This is a genomic window from Candidatus Accumulibacter similis, assembly GCA_013347225.1.
Classification (GTDB): domain Bacteria; phylum Pseudomonadota; class Gammaproteobacteria; order Burkholderiales; family Rhodocyclaceae; genus Accumulibacter; species Accumulibacter similis.
Genome location: CP054595.1, coordinates 2,868,567 through 2,882,297 on the forward strand (window position 1 = coordinate 2,868,567; position 13,731 = coordinate 2,882,297).

General features: G+C 69.6%; 10 protein-coding genes. 4 read left to right on the forward strand and 6 right to left on the reverse strand.

The genetic code is table 11. From position 1 onward, the window contains the following. Positions 1 to 39 precede the first annotated feature (39 nt). Complete coding sequence (locus tag HT579_12615; GenBank protein QKS29675.1) at positions 40 to 1,023, forward strand: oxidoreductase; 984 nt, start codon at positions 40 to 42, stop codon at positions 1,021 to 1,023. Positions 1,024 to 1,298: 275 nt separating this feature from the next. Here the strand turns inward: HT579_12615 and HT579_12620 are convergent, their stop codons facing one another. Next, positions 1,299 to 1,637 (reverse strand): UPF0175 family protein, encoded by a 339-nt coding sequence (locus tag HT579_12620; GenBank protein ID QKS29676.1) that lies wholly within the window; start codon positions 1,635 to 1,637, stop codon positions 1,299 to 1,301. Here HT579_12620 and HT579_12625 point away from each other — a divergent pair. Then, positions 1,603 to 2,460 (forward strand): cell wall hydrolase, encoded by an 858-nt coding sequence (locus HT579_12625; protein QKS29677.1) that lies wholly within the window; start codon positions 1,603 to 1,605, stop codon positions 2,458 to 2,460. The genes HT579_12620 and HT579_12625 overlap by 35 nt on opposite strands. Positions 2,461 to 2,779: 319 nt before the next feature. Here the strand turns inward: HT579_12625 and HT579_12630 are convergent, their stop codons facing one another. Then, positions 2,780 to 3,175 carry an ATP-binding protein gene (locus HT579_12630; protein QKS29678.1) on the reverse strand — a complete coding sequence of 132 codons (396 nt, stop codon included), beginning with the start codon at positions 3,173 to 3,175 and terminating at the stop codon, positions 2,780 to 2,782. A gap of 33 nt (positions 3,176 to 3,208) precedes the next feature. Between HT579_12630 and HT579_12635 the strand changes: the two genes are divergently transcribed. Then, on the forward strand, positions 3,209 to 3,397 hold the full coding sequence (locus HT579_12635; GenBank protein ID QKS29679.1) for a hypothetical protein: 189 nt from the start codon (positions 3,209 to 3,211) through the stop codon (positions 3,395 to 3,397). On the opposite strand, the gene HT579_12640 is transcribed toward HT579_12635, so the two are convergent. Then, entirely contained in the window at positions 3,331 to 4,869 is a 1,539-nt protein-coding gene (locus HT579_12640; protein QKS29680.1) for a PAS domain S-box protein, read from the reverse strand. The two genes, HT579_12635 and HT579_12640, sit on opposite strands and share 67 nt — an antisense overlap. A 1,723-nt stretch (positions 4,870 to 6,592) precedes the next feature. Continuing rightward, entirely contained in the window at positions 6,593 to 6,952 is a 360-nt protein-coding gene (locus HT579_12645) for a hypothetical protein (GenBank protein ID QKS29681.1), read from the reverse strand. Between the two features lie 31 nt (positions 6,953 to 6,983). Between HT579_12645 and HT579_12650 the strand changes: the two genes are divergently transcribed. After that, on the forward strand, positions 6,984 to 7,409 hold the full coding sequence (locus HT579_12650; protein ID QKS29682.1) for a hypothetical protein: 426 nt from the start codon (positions 6,984 to 6,986) through the stop codon (positions 7,407 to 7,409). Positions 7,410 to 7,568: 159 nt separating this feature from the next. Here HT579_12650 and HT579_12655 read toward each other — a convergent pair whose 3' ends face one another. Together HT579_12655 and HT579_12660 are read right to left on the reverse strand one after the other, a co-directional pair. Next, positions 7,569 to 12,413 carry a CHAT domain-containing protein gene (locus tag HT579_12655; protein QKS29683.1) on the reverse strand — a complete coding sequence of 1,615 codons (4,845 nt, stop codon included), beginning with the start codon at positions 12,411 to 12,413 and terminating at the stop codon, positions 7,569 to 7,571. Between the two features lie 149 nt (positions 12,414 to 12,562). Next, the gene (locus HT579_12660) at positions 12,563 to 13,363 is read right to left on the reverse strand and encodes a hypothetical protein (GenBank protein ID QKS29684.1); all 801 of its coding nucleotides are present in this window, start codon (positions 13,361 to 13,363) and stop codon (positions 12,563 to 12,565) included. Positions 13,364 to 13,731: the final 368 nt, after the last annotated feature.

A 13,731-nucleotide genomic window follows, 5' to 3' on the forward strand; every position in this document is an offset into this window, starting at 1 on the left:
CATCGACAGGTTTCTTTTTTCAGCCAGGAGGGAGTCAGCATGTTCAGGGGAATCCTCATCAACAAGGACGAGGCGGGCTACCAGGCGCGCCTGCAGGAGATCGACGATGCCGTCCTGCCGGCCGGCGATGTCACGGTGCGCGTCGCCTGGTCGACGCTCAATTACAAGGATGGCCTGGCGATCACCGGCAAGGCGCCGGTCGTCCGCCGCTTTCCGATGGTGCCGGGGATCGATCTCGCCGGCAGCGTCACCGAGAGTGCGGATCCGCGCTGGCAGGTCGGCGACCAGGTGCTGCTGAACGGCTGGGGCGTCGGCGAGACGCATTGCGGCGGCCTGGCGGAGAAGGCGCGCCTGCGCGGCGAGTGGCTGCTGCCGCTGCCGCCGGAGTTCACGCCGCGGCAGGCGATGGCGATCGGCACCGCCGGCTACACGGCGATGCTCTGCGTGCTGGCGCTCGAGAAGCACGGGCTGCAGCCGGGCGACGGCGAGATCCTGGTGACCGGCGCCAACGGCGGCGTCGGCAGCGTGGCGATCGCGCTGCTCGCCGGACTCGGTCACCAGGTGGTCGCCTCGACCGGTCGCCTCGGCGACGCCGACCACCTGCGGGCGCTCGGCGCGACGGCGGTGATCGATCGCGCCGAGCTGTCGGCGCCCGGCAAGCCGATCGGCAGGGAACGCTGGGCCGGGGTGGTCGATACCGTCGGCAGCCACACGCTCGCCAACGCCTGCGCGACGACGCGCTATCGCGGTGCGGTCGCTGCCTGCGGCCTCGCCGGCGGGATGGATTTTCCGGCGACGGTGGCGCCGTTCATCCTGCGCGGCGTGACGCTCTACGGCATCGACAGCGTCATGGCGCCGTTGCCGGTGCGGGCGGAAGCCTGGCAGCGCCTGGCACGTGACCTCGATCCCGGCCGGCTGGAAGCGATGACCAGCGAGATCGGCCTCGGCGAGGCGGTGGCGGTGGCCGGAGACCTGCTGGCGGGCAAGGTGCGCGGGCGGGTGGTGGTCGATGTGAATCGCTAGTTTGTGGGTGGGGCAGGGGACGGCGGGGCTGCTGCCGCCCCGCGGCTGCCGGCGTGCCGCTCTGCATCCGGCCGACGCCCGGCAAGCTCGATGCAGACGAATGGGATGATGGTGCCGAGCAGGTTCAGGCTTGACCGATCCCGCCGACCCGCTGCAGCATCGCCTGAATCACTTCGTGCCCTGGTCGAGAATCTCGGCGCGCACGGATTCCGGCAGAACGAGCGTGCCGAAAAGCACCGGGAGCCTGCGGAGCCCTCCCAGGTGCGCCAAGGCGATCAGCGGGCTGGCGTCGGCGAGGACGGGCCGAGCCCTGCGGCGAGGGTTTCCATGTCGCGGTTGGCTTCCTCGGCCGACCCGCCGATGGCGGGGATCCCCAAGCGGGAAAGATGCTGCGGGAATGCCGGCAGGCTCATCTCCGCCAACCGCGCGGCGCGGCCGAGCGAAAGATTGCCGTCTCGGAACAGAGCCGTGGCCAGCGCAGCCCGCACACCGCTCGAGGAATGGCGTGGTGTGGCAGGCTTGCCGCCGCCTGCCGCGTCGGCACCGTGGCTCGCCTTGCGCTTCAGAAGGAAGGAATGAATGGTGGACCACACTGTGCCGATCATCATGCTCATCGTCGTCCTGGCCGTCGTTGCCCTGGCGTTCGCGGCGAGTTGCCGACGCGGCGCCGGCACGGAGCACGCGGGCTGGCAACGGCCGGGCAGCTCGACACGAGGGACGCTGGCCGCTGCCGGAGCGCTGCAAGTCGCCGCCTTCGCGGCGCTGGCCTGCGGCTTGCTGGCGGCGCGCGCAGCCGTCGCTGGCGATCTGCCGGCGTGTCTGCGACGCGCGGCGGAGCAGGCGCCGCGGGACGTGCTTCTCGCCGTCCGGCCGAGCGACGAGGAACTGCTTGCCCGGCTGGTGTACGCCGAGGCGCGGTCGACCGGCTTCGCCGACGATCCGCGGGTGGCGCGCGCCATAGCCTGGGGCGCGATGAACCGGGTGCGTCTGGCCGAGGTGTCGGCAAGCGCGCGCCGGCGATACGGCAGCGGGGTCGCCGGGGTGGTCTTCCAGCCGCAGCAGTTCAACCCGGCGGTATCGCGACGTTCTCCCTTCGCCGCCGACTTCCTCTGTCCGCAGGACGCGGCGGCGTGGCGGCTCGCCGTCGAAGCCGCTGGCATGGCGCTGCGCGGACACGACAATCCACTGCTCGACACAGCGTGGGAGCGGCGCCACGGCCTTTCGCTGGTGGTCAATTTCTACTATCCGCGATCGGCACAGGCGCGCGGTCCGCTCGCCCCGTGGGAAGGAAGCCCCGGCCTGCGTTTCATTGGCGAGCCGGAGTCCGCCGATCTGCCGCCTGCCGGACGAGTCCGCTTCTATCGCCTCGAGCAGCCGCCGGCTGACCTCGTTCCCGCGGCGCGCCGTTCTTCGCCGCCGCCTGCCGGGGGGAGATGAGGAACTCGCCTTGAGCTGTGGCGCGCGGGCTGGCTGCAGCGTTCGGCGGCGGATTGGTGTCAGGAGCCGTCGTGCGACGGATGTGCCGTCAAAGGTGCTGACGACAGCCTCGATCGACGGCGACAGGGTGGGCCGTTTGTCCTTGACTGCCGCTACCTGCTCGGCTGCACGACGGCGAATGACCTGGACGATGTCGGCCCACGCTTGTCGACCCCCGTCAAGCCGATCGCCGAATCAATCGCTTGCGATGTGGCAGTCGACCGGAATCTGCGGCTGCGGCGGTCCGCGTACCGGCAACAGGCGTCGGGCAAGCGCCATCTCAACGCGGCACGGCGCCCCAGGTGGCTGCGGCGGGCTGCGCGTCTGGGGCCTGCAGTGGCAGCTCGAGGACGAAGGTGGTTCCCGTGCCGGGTGTGCTGCGCGCCTCGATGCGGCCGCCGAGCACCCGGGTGGCGATGCTGTAGACGATGTGCAGGCCGAGGCCGCTGCCGCCCTGGCCGAGGCGGGTCGTGAAGAACGGACCGAAGATGCGCGGCAGGTGTTCGGCGGCAATGCCGCAACCGTTGTCGCTGACCCGCATGGTGAGGCGTCCGTTGCGGGGCTGGCTCACCTCGATCTCGAGGAGGCCTGCTTCGGACTGTGCAAAGCCATGCACGAGCGCGTTGGTTGCCAGGTTGGTGATGACCTGGCCCAAGGGGCAGGGGAAGCTGTCCATGACGATGCCGTCCGGGACGTCGACGCGGAGGCGATGCGGGGTCTTCCGGTACTGCGGTTGCAGTGTGGCGACGATCTCGCCGATCGTCGCCGCGAGGTCGAACTGCCGGCGCTGCGCGCTGGTCTGGTCGACGGCGACCTGCTTGAAGTGTCCGATCAGGTCGTTCGCCTGCAGGAGGTTGCGCTCGAGAAGGTGCTGGCCTGCATCGCCACGGCGACATAGTCCCGCAGCGCCGTGCGCGACAGGCTCGCCCCCTCCGCCAGTTGCGAGAACTTGCGGGTCCTGTCGGACAGGGTGGTGGCCACCATCAGGCTGTTGCCCAACGGCGTTCCCATCTCGTGCGCCACGCCGGCTACCAGCGAACCCAGCGAGGCCAGCTTCTCGCTGCGGATGAGCTCTTCCTGGGCGCGACGCAAGGTGTCCAGCGTTTCCCGCAACTGCGCGTTGGAGGTGGCGAGTTCTTCGGTGCGCAGCCTGACGCGCTCGTCGAGTTCCTCGTTTGCGCGCCGAAGGGCCTCCTCGGCCTGCTTGCGGGCCGTGATCTCGAGTGTGGCCCCGACCGTGCGCAGTGGCTGACGCGAGCCACCCTCGCCGGCGAAGGACGTCTGCCCCATCGCCAGCACCCAGCGGACGACGCCGGAGGGGTCAGCGATGCGGTATTCGGCCTCGTACTGACCGTCGCCGTTCGCGCCGTGGGTCCGCTGGATGGCAGCCAGGACCGCCTCGCGGTCGTCGGGATGAATGAGCTCGATGAACGAATCGATGCTTCGGGGCTCGTCGGCCCCCCAGCCGAACATCGCGCGCAACTCGGGCGACCAGTAGATCGTGTCGGCCCGGTGATCGTGGTCGAAGATGCCGATCCCCGAGACGCGGATCGCCTGCCGCAGGCGCTCCTCGCTCTGTTGCACCGCTTCTTCGGCGCGCCTGCGCTCGGAGACGTCGCGGACGAAGGCGAACCCGTAGACCCGGCCGCCGAAAGCGATGGATCGCGACGATGCCTCGACCGGGAAGATGCTGCCGTCCTTGCGCCGGTGGCGCGTTCCGTTGCGCAGCGAGCCGGCCAGTTCGGAGCCTTGCGCCGATTCGCGCCAGCCGGCTTCGCTGGTGTCCGGATCGACATCCCAGAGGTGCAGCCGCAACAGCTGTTCGCGCGTGTAGCCGAGCGAGCGGCACGCCTGGTCGTTGGCATGGACGAAACCGCCGTCCCGGTCCAGCCAGAAGATGGCGTCCGACGCGTGCTCCACCGAGAGGCTGGTCAGCTCCAGCATCTCCTCCGACTGCTTGCGGGCGCTGATGTCGGCATGCGTGCCGAGCAGCCTGAGCGGCCGCCCCTGCCCGTCGCAGGCGACCACCCTGCCGACCGATTGAATCCATCGCCATTCGCCCGACCTGGTCTGCAGCCGGTACTCCAGCTCATATTCGGTGCGCGTGCCGGCGATGCACTCGTGCAATGTCCGCCCGGCGACGTCGCGGTCGTCCGGGTGCACGCGCTCGAGCCAGTTCGCCGCATACAATTCCAGTTCGCCGGCTGCGTAACCGAGCATGCCGGCATACTCGGCGCTGATCAGCGCCTCGCCGGTGCCGAGGTCGAGATCGTAGAAGCCGAGGTTCCCCGCGACCAGGGCAAGGCGCAGTCGCTCCTCGTTGTTCCGGAGTGCCGTTTCGGCGTCGCGACGTCTGCGGTTTTCGCGCACGGCCTCGGTGAGACTCGCGCAGTTGTTGAGGAGGGGTGCGAGCTGCGTCGCCAGTTGCTCGCCGTAACCCCCCTGCGGTTGGCGACGCCGACCATTCCCACCAGCTCGGCGCCCCGGAAGAAGGGCAGTCCCATGAACGCGTTCAGCGGGGGATGGCCGGACGGACAGCCGTGTCGGCGCGGATCGTTGTCGGGATCGTTGGCGATCACCGGCCTTGCGGTGGTCATCACGGCGCCGAAGAGCGTGTCCAGGTTGCGGAACTCCAGGCCCCGTGGCGCATGTGTCGCGTAGAACGCCCGCGTTTCGTCGTTCCAGGCGATGTTGGTGATCGCCTGCGTGCGCAGGAAGGGCGATCCGTCTTCGTTGCGGCATACCTCGCCGATGAAGCCGTACTCGCTTTCGGTCATCTCCAGCAGTGAGGCCAACATGCGCTCGAAGACCTCGCGGGTATCTGCGCCAGCGATGTACAGAGCCTGCGTCTGGCTGACGGCGTTGATCAGGGTGTTGGAGGTGCGCAAGGAGCTCTCCGCGCCCTTGCGCCGCCGGATGCTGTTGATGAGCAGGAGCACGGCCAGGCTCAGGGCGAGGAGCACGGTCGCCACCACCCAGACGGTGCCGCGATGCTGATCGTACAGCGTCGGCGGCTTGCCGACGACGACGCTTCCTTCGGGAAGTTCAGACTCGTGGATGCCGTGGCGCTGCATCTGGTCATGATTGAAGACGTAGGCGAGCGGCGCCTGTTGCACCGGAATGCTGCGCGCGTCCTCGCCCGCGAGGATGCGCAGCGCCATCCGTGCGGCGAGCCGGCCGATGTCGGTGCCGTCCTCGACCTTGCCGCCGAGGGTCAGGCCGCCGCGAACACGATGGCTTGTGATGTCGAACAGCGGCGCCGGAGACACGGCGCTTACCCGGCCGATGACTTCCGCCGGACTGTGCCACTTGCCCGCCGCGTCATGGGCGGAGGCCAGGGCGAAGACGATGTCCTCCGCCGACAGCGCGGCGGCGCTGGCGACGATCTCCTCGAGCTTGAGATCGCGCTTGATCCGGATCGGCACGTTCGTCTTCAGCGTGCCGAGGACGTCACGGGCATGGTCGAAGCCCGTACCGGAGTCGGCCCGGTTCGCATACACCACGACTTGCGCGGCCTTGGGTCGCACGCGCTGTGCCGCCTGCAGGGTGGACGCGATGTCGATCCGTTCGATCACTCCCGTGATCGCGATCTCCGGCGGAAAGACTGTCGCGTCGAAGGCCGCGGCATCGCTGAAAACGACCGGCGTGCCGGCGAACAGCGACGGCTGGTTCCTGGTGAGGAAGGAAACGGCCGCGTCATCGGTGGCGATGATCAGGTCGAAGCGCTGTGAGGAGTAGCGGCGCCCGAGGTGGTCTGCGAAGCCGCGCTCGTCGTAGGGATCCGGCAGTCGCAGGACATCCATGTACTCCAGGAAGATCTCCGGATGCAGGTGGCTCTCCTTGAGTACCGACGTGATTCCCTCGACCTGGGCGTCGGTCCACGCAAAACCCAGGTGGTACGAGCTCAGTACGAGAACCGCCTGGCGATCGGGAGCAGCCTGGACATCGTCGGTCGCGATCAGGAAGGTCGCCAGGAGCGCTGCCAAGCCGAGCATGCGGATGCCGTTCAGGACGCGCATGCCGGCCACGCTCATCCGCGCCAGTTGGCGCGCGGCAAGCCGGATGCGGACCGCGGCTGCGCCCGCGTCAGGTGTCATGCTGTCCACCCGGGTCGTCCCGCGCGCAGGCCGATGGCGAACAGGCGGTCGATTCCCGCAGCCTCCAGCGCCATCAGTGCGACCGGGGGGGGGACGAGGAGATCGGCGATGGCGTCGATCAGCGCGCAGCGCGGTGCTCGGGACTTCGTCATGTGGCTGTCGGCGACGAGAGTGACGCGGCGCGCCGCGGCAAGCTGCGGGTGTTGTTCGTCGGTCTCGGACTCGTCAATGAAGTCGATGTCGTCGCTGTGGCTGGAGCGCAGGGATGCCGGTGCCGCATTCGGGCTGTGCCATTCCGCCCGCCCGCGCAGAGCGGGAGCGCGGGCGAAACTGGGGGCGACAGGCTGCTCCTTCACGAAGAATCTCCCCTGGGGCGCGGCAGCGCCCTTGCAGGGGGCCAATGATAGTACGGGTTTCTGGGGCTGGCCAAGGCGGCTGATCCCGCTGCTGTCGCCAGTGCATGGGCACAAGGCGGAGCGAGCACGCAGCACGCTCACCGTGCGGTGCCCCGCGGCCGGGAGATGTCAACGTCCCGTTTCTTGCGGCGTGACGCTCTATGGCATCGACAGTATCAAGGCGCCGCTGCCGGTGCGGGCGGATGCCTGGCAACACCTGGCACGCGACCTCGATCGCGGCCGGCTGGAGGCGATGACCAACCAGCTCGGCCGCGCACCACGCCGGCGGCACGGCGGCAATCGATGCCCGTGCCGCGCCGATCAGAGCGGCTTGAGCCGGATCGCCGCGATCGGCCGCCGGCTGACCTCGATTCCGCGGCGCGCCGTCCTTCGCCGCCGGCTGCCTGGGGGGAAGTGACGAACTCGCCTTGAGGTGCGGCGCGAGGGCTGGCTGCCGGGTCGGTCGGCGGAGTGGTGTCAGGGCCTGTCGTGCAGGGCAGATGGCAGTGCTTCGCGCGCTGCCCTGGGCAGGTTCTGACATGATGTTCCCGCCCGTGCCAAACGCGCTTCGCGGTCGTCAGGTCTGCCCGCCCAACATCGCCTCGATCTGCTGCCGCAGATCAGCCGCCTGCTGCCGCCCGGCCTCGTCGCCGAGCACCGCACAGGCTTCGTCCACCGCCGCCAGCACCTCGAGCGCCGGCGTGAAAGCCCGCGCCGCTGCCAGAAACTGCGCATAGAGCGGCCCGACGGCCGAGATCCCGTCGGCAATGCGCATCTGCGCAGCGATGTCGTAGGCTTGGCGGAGGCTCTCGAAAATGGCGAGGAAACCTTCCTCCGTCTGCTGCTCGTTCCTCTCCAGACGCAATGAAGCGATCTGGAACTGCGCTACCGATTTCCCGCGCACATCGCCGAGCTTTTCATAGACCGGCAGCTCTTCTTCCAGCCGGATGCGCAGCGCCTCGTCGAGCTGCCCGCGCGCCTGCAGGATGTCGGCAATCTGGCCCTGCGTCACCGCCTTCCCGCGCACATCGCCGAGCTTTTCATAGACCGGCAGCTCTTCTTCCAGCCGGATGCGCAGCGCCTCGTCGAGCTGCCCGCGCGCCTGCAGGATGTCGGCAATCCTGCCCTGCGTCACCGCCTTCTCGCGCACATCGCCGAGCTTTTCATAGACCGGCAGCTGTTCTTCCAGCCGGATGCGCAGCGCCTCGTCGAGCTGCCCGCGCGCCTGCAGGATGTCGGCAATCTTGCCCTGCGTCACCGCCTTCGAGCGCACATCGCCGAGCTTTTCATAGACCGGCAGCTGTTCTTCCAGCCGGATGCGCAGCGCCTCGTCGAGCTGCCCGCGCGCCTGCAGGATGTCGGCAATCTGGCCCTGCGTCACCGCCTTCTCGCGCACATCGCCGAGCTTTTCATAGACCGGCAGCTGTTCTTCCAGCCGGATGCGCAGCGCCTCGTCGAGCTGCCCGCGCGCCTGCAGGATGTCGGCAATCTGGCCCTGCGTCACCGCCTTCTCGCGCACATCGCCGAGCTTTTCATAGACCGGCAGCTGTTCTTCCAGCCGGATGCGCAGCGCCTCGTCGAGCTGCCCGCGCGCCTGCAGGATGTCGGCAATCTGGCCCTGCGTCACCGCCTTCTCGCGCACATCGCCGAGCTTTTCATAGACCGGCAGCTCTTCTTCCAGCCGGATGCGCAGCGCCTCGTCGAGCTGCCCGCGCGCCTGCAGGATGTCGGCAATGTAGCCCTGCGTCACCGCCTTCGAGCGCACATCGCCGAGCTTTTCATAGACCGGCAGCTCTTCTTCCAGCCGGATGCGCAGCGCCTCGTCGAGCTGCCCGCGCGCCTGCAGGATGTCGGCAATCTGGCCCTGCGTCACCGCCTTCGAGCGCACATCGCCGAGCTTTTCATAGACCGGCAGCTGTTCTTCCAGCCGGATGCGCAGCGCCTCGTCGAGCTGCCCGCGCGCCTGCAGGATGTCGGCAATCTGGCCCTGCGTCACCGCCTTCGAGCGCACATCGCCGAGCTTTTCATAGACCGGCAGCTGTTCTTCCAGCCGGATGCGCAGCGCCTCGTCGAGCTGCCCGCGCGCCTGCAGGATGTCGGCAATCTGGCCCTGCGTCACCGCCTTCGAGCGCACATCGCCGAGCTTTTCATAGACCGGCAGCTGTTCTTCCAGCCGGATGCGCAGCGCCTCGTCGAGCTGCCCGCGCGCCTGCAGGATGTCGGCAATCTGGCCCTGCGTCACCGCCTTCGAGCGCACATCGCCGAGCTTTTCATAGACCGGCAGCTCTTCTTCCAGCCGGATGCGCAGCGCCTCGTCGAGCTGCCCGCGCGCCTGCAGGATGTCGGCAATCTTGCCCTGCGTCACCGCCTTCGAGCGCACATCGCCGAGCTTTTCATAGACCGGCAGCTCTTCTTCCAGCCGGATGCGCAGCGCCTCGTCGAGCTGCCCGCGCGCCTGCAGGATGTCGGCAATCTGGCCCTGCGTCACCGCCTTCGAGCGCACATCGCCGAGCTTTTCATAGACCGGCAGCTCTTCTTCCAGCCGGATGCGCAGCGCCTCGTCGAGCTGCCCGCGCGCCTGCAGGATGTCGGCCTGGCCCCCGCGCGCAATCGCGACATCCCGGTCTGCACCTGCGGAACGGAAAAGCGCCGCCGCCTCCGCAAAGCAGCCATCGGCGCCGTCGGGATCACCGCTGGACTGGGCGGCCCATGCTTCTCGCAGCAGCGCCGAACCACGCTCGAAGGGCGAGGTGGCGTGGTTCTTGAGTCCCGCGACGCTCGCCATGCGCAACCCGGTGTCGCCGGCGCGCTCCGCCACGTCATGGACGGCAGACCAGAAGTGGCGGGACGGGGCGTGGCCTTGCGCAGCGAGCGCCTGCCGCGCCGGCAGGACCAGTTGATCGAGGATGGCCTGGGCCCGGTCGCCCCGCTCGTGGCGATGGCGGGTGAGCACGGCAGTGGCGGCGTCGATCAGCCGGGCCGGCGCCGGCGACCCTGCCAGCTCGATCAGGCGCCAGGCCTCGGCGGCAAAGGCGACCGGCCAGCGGAAGGTGTCGCCGTCGATCCACGCGTCTGCGAGCGTGGGCAGCGCGGCAGCCGCCCAGTGCCGGGCGTCGTCGTCCGGGATGGCATCGACCAGCGGGCGGGCGAGCGGGTTGACGGCGGCGTGCGCGATGTCGGCCAGTTGCCCGTGGTCGTCGAGCAGGCCGAGCCCGAGCAGGCGCTGCACGGCCGCGGCGGGATCGCGGACGCCAGCGGCGTCGGCAGCGGCTTGCAGCGCGGGCAGCGGCAGCGGCAAGCCGCTGGCGAACAGGCAGCCGGCCTGCAGCGCGCGCAGCTGTTGGCTGCTCAGCGCGTTGCGGTAGGTGTCGAAGGCCATCCGCCGGAAGAAGGCGAGCACGGCGTTTCGCTCGTCGGCAGCGTGGCCGGATGCCAGTTCGTTCTGGATCGCCGTCGGCGGCACGCCGCGCTGCTGGTAGTGCTCGATGATGGCAAACGCCTGCTTGGCGGCCTGCGCCTCGCCGGCGAGCACCGGCTGGCTGAGCAGCGCCTGCAGTCCGGGGTTGCCGTCGGCCAGCTCGCCGGCGCGCTGCAGCAGGGCGGGGTCGAGACGCGCGACCTGCCGCGCCGGCAAGTCGCGCAGCAACGCACGCTGCTGCTTGCGGCGGTCGCTCTCGTCCATGGCGCGCAGCGGCACGAGGACTAGGTCGGCAGCGAGATCGCGCCCACTCGAGTCGGGCAGGCTGAAGGTGTAGCGGCCGGTCAGCAGCAGCTTGCTGCGTTGCTGCCGACCGAAGGCCCTGAGCACCGCGGCGAGCATCGGCCGCCGCTCGGACTGGACCCGGACGCTCGGCTGGTCGGGCCGCGGTTCCTCGAGCACGCGCTCGAGGTCATCGATGATCAGCAGCACCGGCTGCGCGGCCAGTGGGCCGGCGAGGAGGTCGTCGAGCGCGTCGGCCAGTTCTCGCTCGTCGGCCGCGATCCGGCTGCGCCAGCGGTCCCTGAATGGCGGCCGCTCGGCGGGCGTGCAGGCGTCCAGCAGGCGGTCCCAGACTTCCAGCGCGTCGTAGCGGCCGAACACCACCACACAGGCGAGCTGCGGCAGGCGGTCGTGGGCGATGCGCGCGGCCAGGCTCGACTTGCCGAGGTTTCCCATGCCGTGCACCAGCACCGCCCGGCCGTCCTGGAAGGCGCCGAGCACCTGCTGGATCGCGCGCCGCCGGCCGACGAAGTGGCTGCGCGTCGCCACCGGCACCGCGGCGCGTGCCTTGTCGAGAAAATGCTCTTCGCCAACGGCGCTGCGCAGCGCCCGCCGCTGCCCGCCCTGAGCGAGCAGCGGCTGCCCGCCACGCGGCCCGAGGTAGACCCGTGCCATGTGCCAGTGCCGGCCGCAGCGTGGTTCCTGTGCATGTTCGCGGTGCAGCCGCAGCCGTGCCTTGGCCGCGGCAGACACGACATCGTGCCGCGCGGTCAGCGCCTTGTAGAACCCGGCGGCGAACTGCGTCGCGTCGCGGTCGGCCACCGATCCGTCCCAGCCGAGCACCTGATCGACGCCGCTGCAGATCAGGTCGGTCACCAGCGTGCTGCGTCGCCCTTCGCCGTCGCTGGTCTGCGCCGCCGTGCCACAGGCGGAGAGAACGACCAGCCGCAACTGCGCGCTGGCGGACGCGGACAAGGCCGCGGCGAGTTCTGCCGCGGGCACCGGTTGCCGCTGGCCGCGTTCGTCTTCGAGGTACACCACGGGCAACCCATCGTCCACGCCGCCGTGGCAGCTGAGGTGGACGATGTCCGGCGCGACGCCTTCGCTGGCGCCCAGGCGCTGCTGCAGACCGGCGAGCGAGCCGCTTTCCTCGACGGTCAGCAGCAGTTGATGCAGGCTCCTGGTGGCATCGAGGATGCTGGATTCCTCGGCCTCGAAGTCGAGCACCGTTTCACCCTGCGGCGCGGCCGCCATGAACAGCAGGCAGAGATCGCCGTGCACGGGCTGCTGCGGGTCCTCCGGGGCACCGAGGCGGCGTGCCACCTCGAGAGGCCGCAGCGGGTCGCCCGCCAAGTGGCCGGACCCGGCGTCCGGCCCGGCCAGCAGTTCCCACGGGGCGTCGTGCAACAGGCGCCCGAGGTCGTGCTCGACCGCGGGCGATTGCACGATCAGCCGGCGCGCTCCGGGACGGCGCAGCCAGCCGCTCAGCCAGCCGGAATCATCGAGCCAGTGCGCCATTTCGCGGCCGATCTCGAGCAGCTCGCTGTCCGCGTCGTCCGAGCGGGCCAGCCGCTCATGGCGTTCGGCCCAGCCGCGCAGCCGTCGCGCAGCCTTGTCGTTGCTGGCGGTCCAATCGGCGCCCGCGCCGGCCGCGCCTTCCACGCGGGCACGCAAGCCATCAGCGCTGGCGATGACGAGGGCTTGAGCGGTTGCAGTCGCCATGGCGGTGCGTCTCCTGTCGGTGTTGATCGATGTCTGGTGCTACGGTCTGTCGGAACCACGCGGCGCGGCGGCGGCGACTGCGTCGTCAACCAGATCGGCCGCGCACCACGCCGGCGGCGCGGCGGCAACCGATGCCCCCGCCGGGCCGATCAGAGCGGCTTGAGCCGGATCGCCGCGATCGCGCGCTGGCGCTCCTCGCCGAGCATCTGCCGGATTTGCGCCCGGTTTTCCGCATAGCTCGCCGTGTTCAGCGTCATCCGCTGGGCAGCCGTCCACAGCCGCAGCGCCCGGGTGGTGCGCTTGAGGAAGACGATCCGGTCGGTGCTGTCCACAGCCCGGAAGTGGTAGGCGCCCATCGCCAGCTCGACCACGCCGTTGCCGGCACGCTGCGCGGCGCCCATCTGGAAGTTGCCGAGCCCCTCGTGGGCGCTCATCTGCGCAAACAGGCTGATGGTGCCGTCGCTGCTGGCCAGCGAGCCGAGCGCGGCCACCGCCTCCTTCAGGATGGCCAACTGGTTCTGCGTCGCGATCGCCATCAGGACGGACAGCGCGGCTTGGTCCATGCGCAGGTCGCCTTCGCTCTGCTCACGTTCGAGGAAGGCGAACTGCCCGGTCACCCAGCCAATCTGGCTGAGTACGTCGAGGTACTGGTGGTACCAGTTGCGCACATCGGCAAAGCGGTCGGCGGCGGCGTTTGCGGCACGCTGGGCGAGCTGCAGGGAATCGAGCACGTCGTCCTTGCTCTGCGCGTCGAGTCCGTCGACGAAGCTCACCACGCTGCCGACATCGACGGCGGCACGCACATCGGCGAGCGGTATCCCGACCGTGTCTGCTGCGGTCTTGGCAGTGACCGCAACGGAACGCAGCGCATCCGTCGTCGAATCGTCCGTCCTGGCGCGCACGGCGACGGGCGCGAGTTGCAACTGCGAGAGATAGGCATGCGCCGACATGATTGAGGCCTCCTGAACGTGATCGCGGGCCGAGCCGGCGAGGCGAGGGCTGATGGCCGGCAAGCGACCAGGGTCCGCCGTCCCGCGCAGGGCTGGCACGCCTCCCTGCTGCGAATCCGATGCCGTCAATTCTAGCTGATGGCACACGACACCTGGCGCGTATCGGTGGTTTTCGACGCGTCCGGCTCGATCTGATCCGCCGCCGGTTCGAACGTACGCGTCGGCAGCTGTTCATGGCCGGACGCGGCAATCGGCTGCCGGAATCGGTTGCCGCATTGACAGCCGTTCGTCGAGCCTCCTAGACTCTGGGCATGCGTTCGATCTCCCATCCTTGCCGGACCCGCGAGCGACTCGGCGTGGAACCGGGG

Excerpts from the sequence above, each read along its gene's own strand:
- HT579_12615 (QKS29675.1), top strand. The coding sequence starts at position 40 with ATGTTCAGGGGAATCCTCATCAACAAGGACGAGGCGGGCTACCAGGCG.
- HT579_12625 (QKS29677.1), top strand. The coding sequence starts at position 1,603 with ATGGTGGACCACACTGTGCCGATCATCATGCTCATCGTCGTCCTGGCC.
- HT579_12620 (QKS29676.1), bottom strand. The coding sequence starts at position 1,637 with ATGAGCATGATGATCGGCACAGTGTGGTCCACCATTCATTCCTTCCTT.
- HT579_12630 (QKS29678.1), bottom strand. The coding sequence starts at position 3,175 with ATGGACAGCTTCCCCTGCCCCTTGGGCCAGGTCATCACCAACCTGGCA.
- HT579_12635 (QKS29679.1), top strand. The coding sequence starts at position 3,209 with ATGCGGGGTCTTCCGGTACTGCGGTTGCAGTGTGGCGACGATCTCGCC.
- HT579_12655 (QKS29683.1), bottom strand. The coding sequence starts at position 12,413 with ATGGCGACTGCAACCGCTCAAGCCCTCGTCATCGCCAGCGCTGATGGC.
- HT579_12660 (QKS29684.1), bottom strand. The coding sequence starts at position 13,363 with ATGTCGGCGCATGCCTATCTCTCGCAGTTGCAACTCGCGCCCGTCGCC.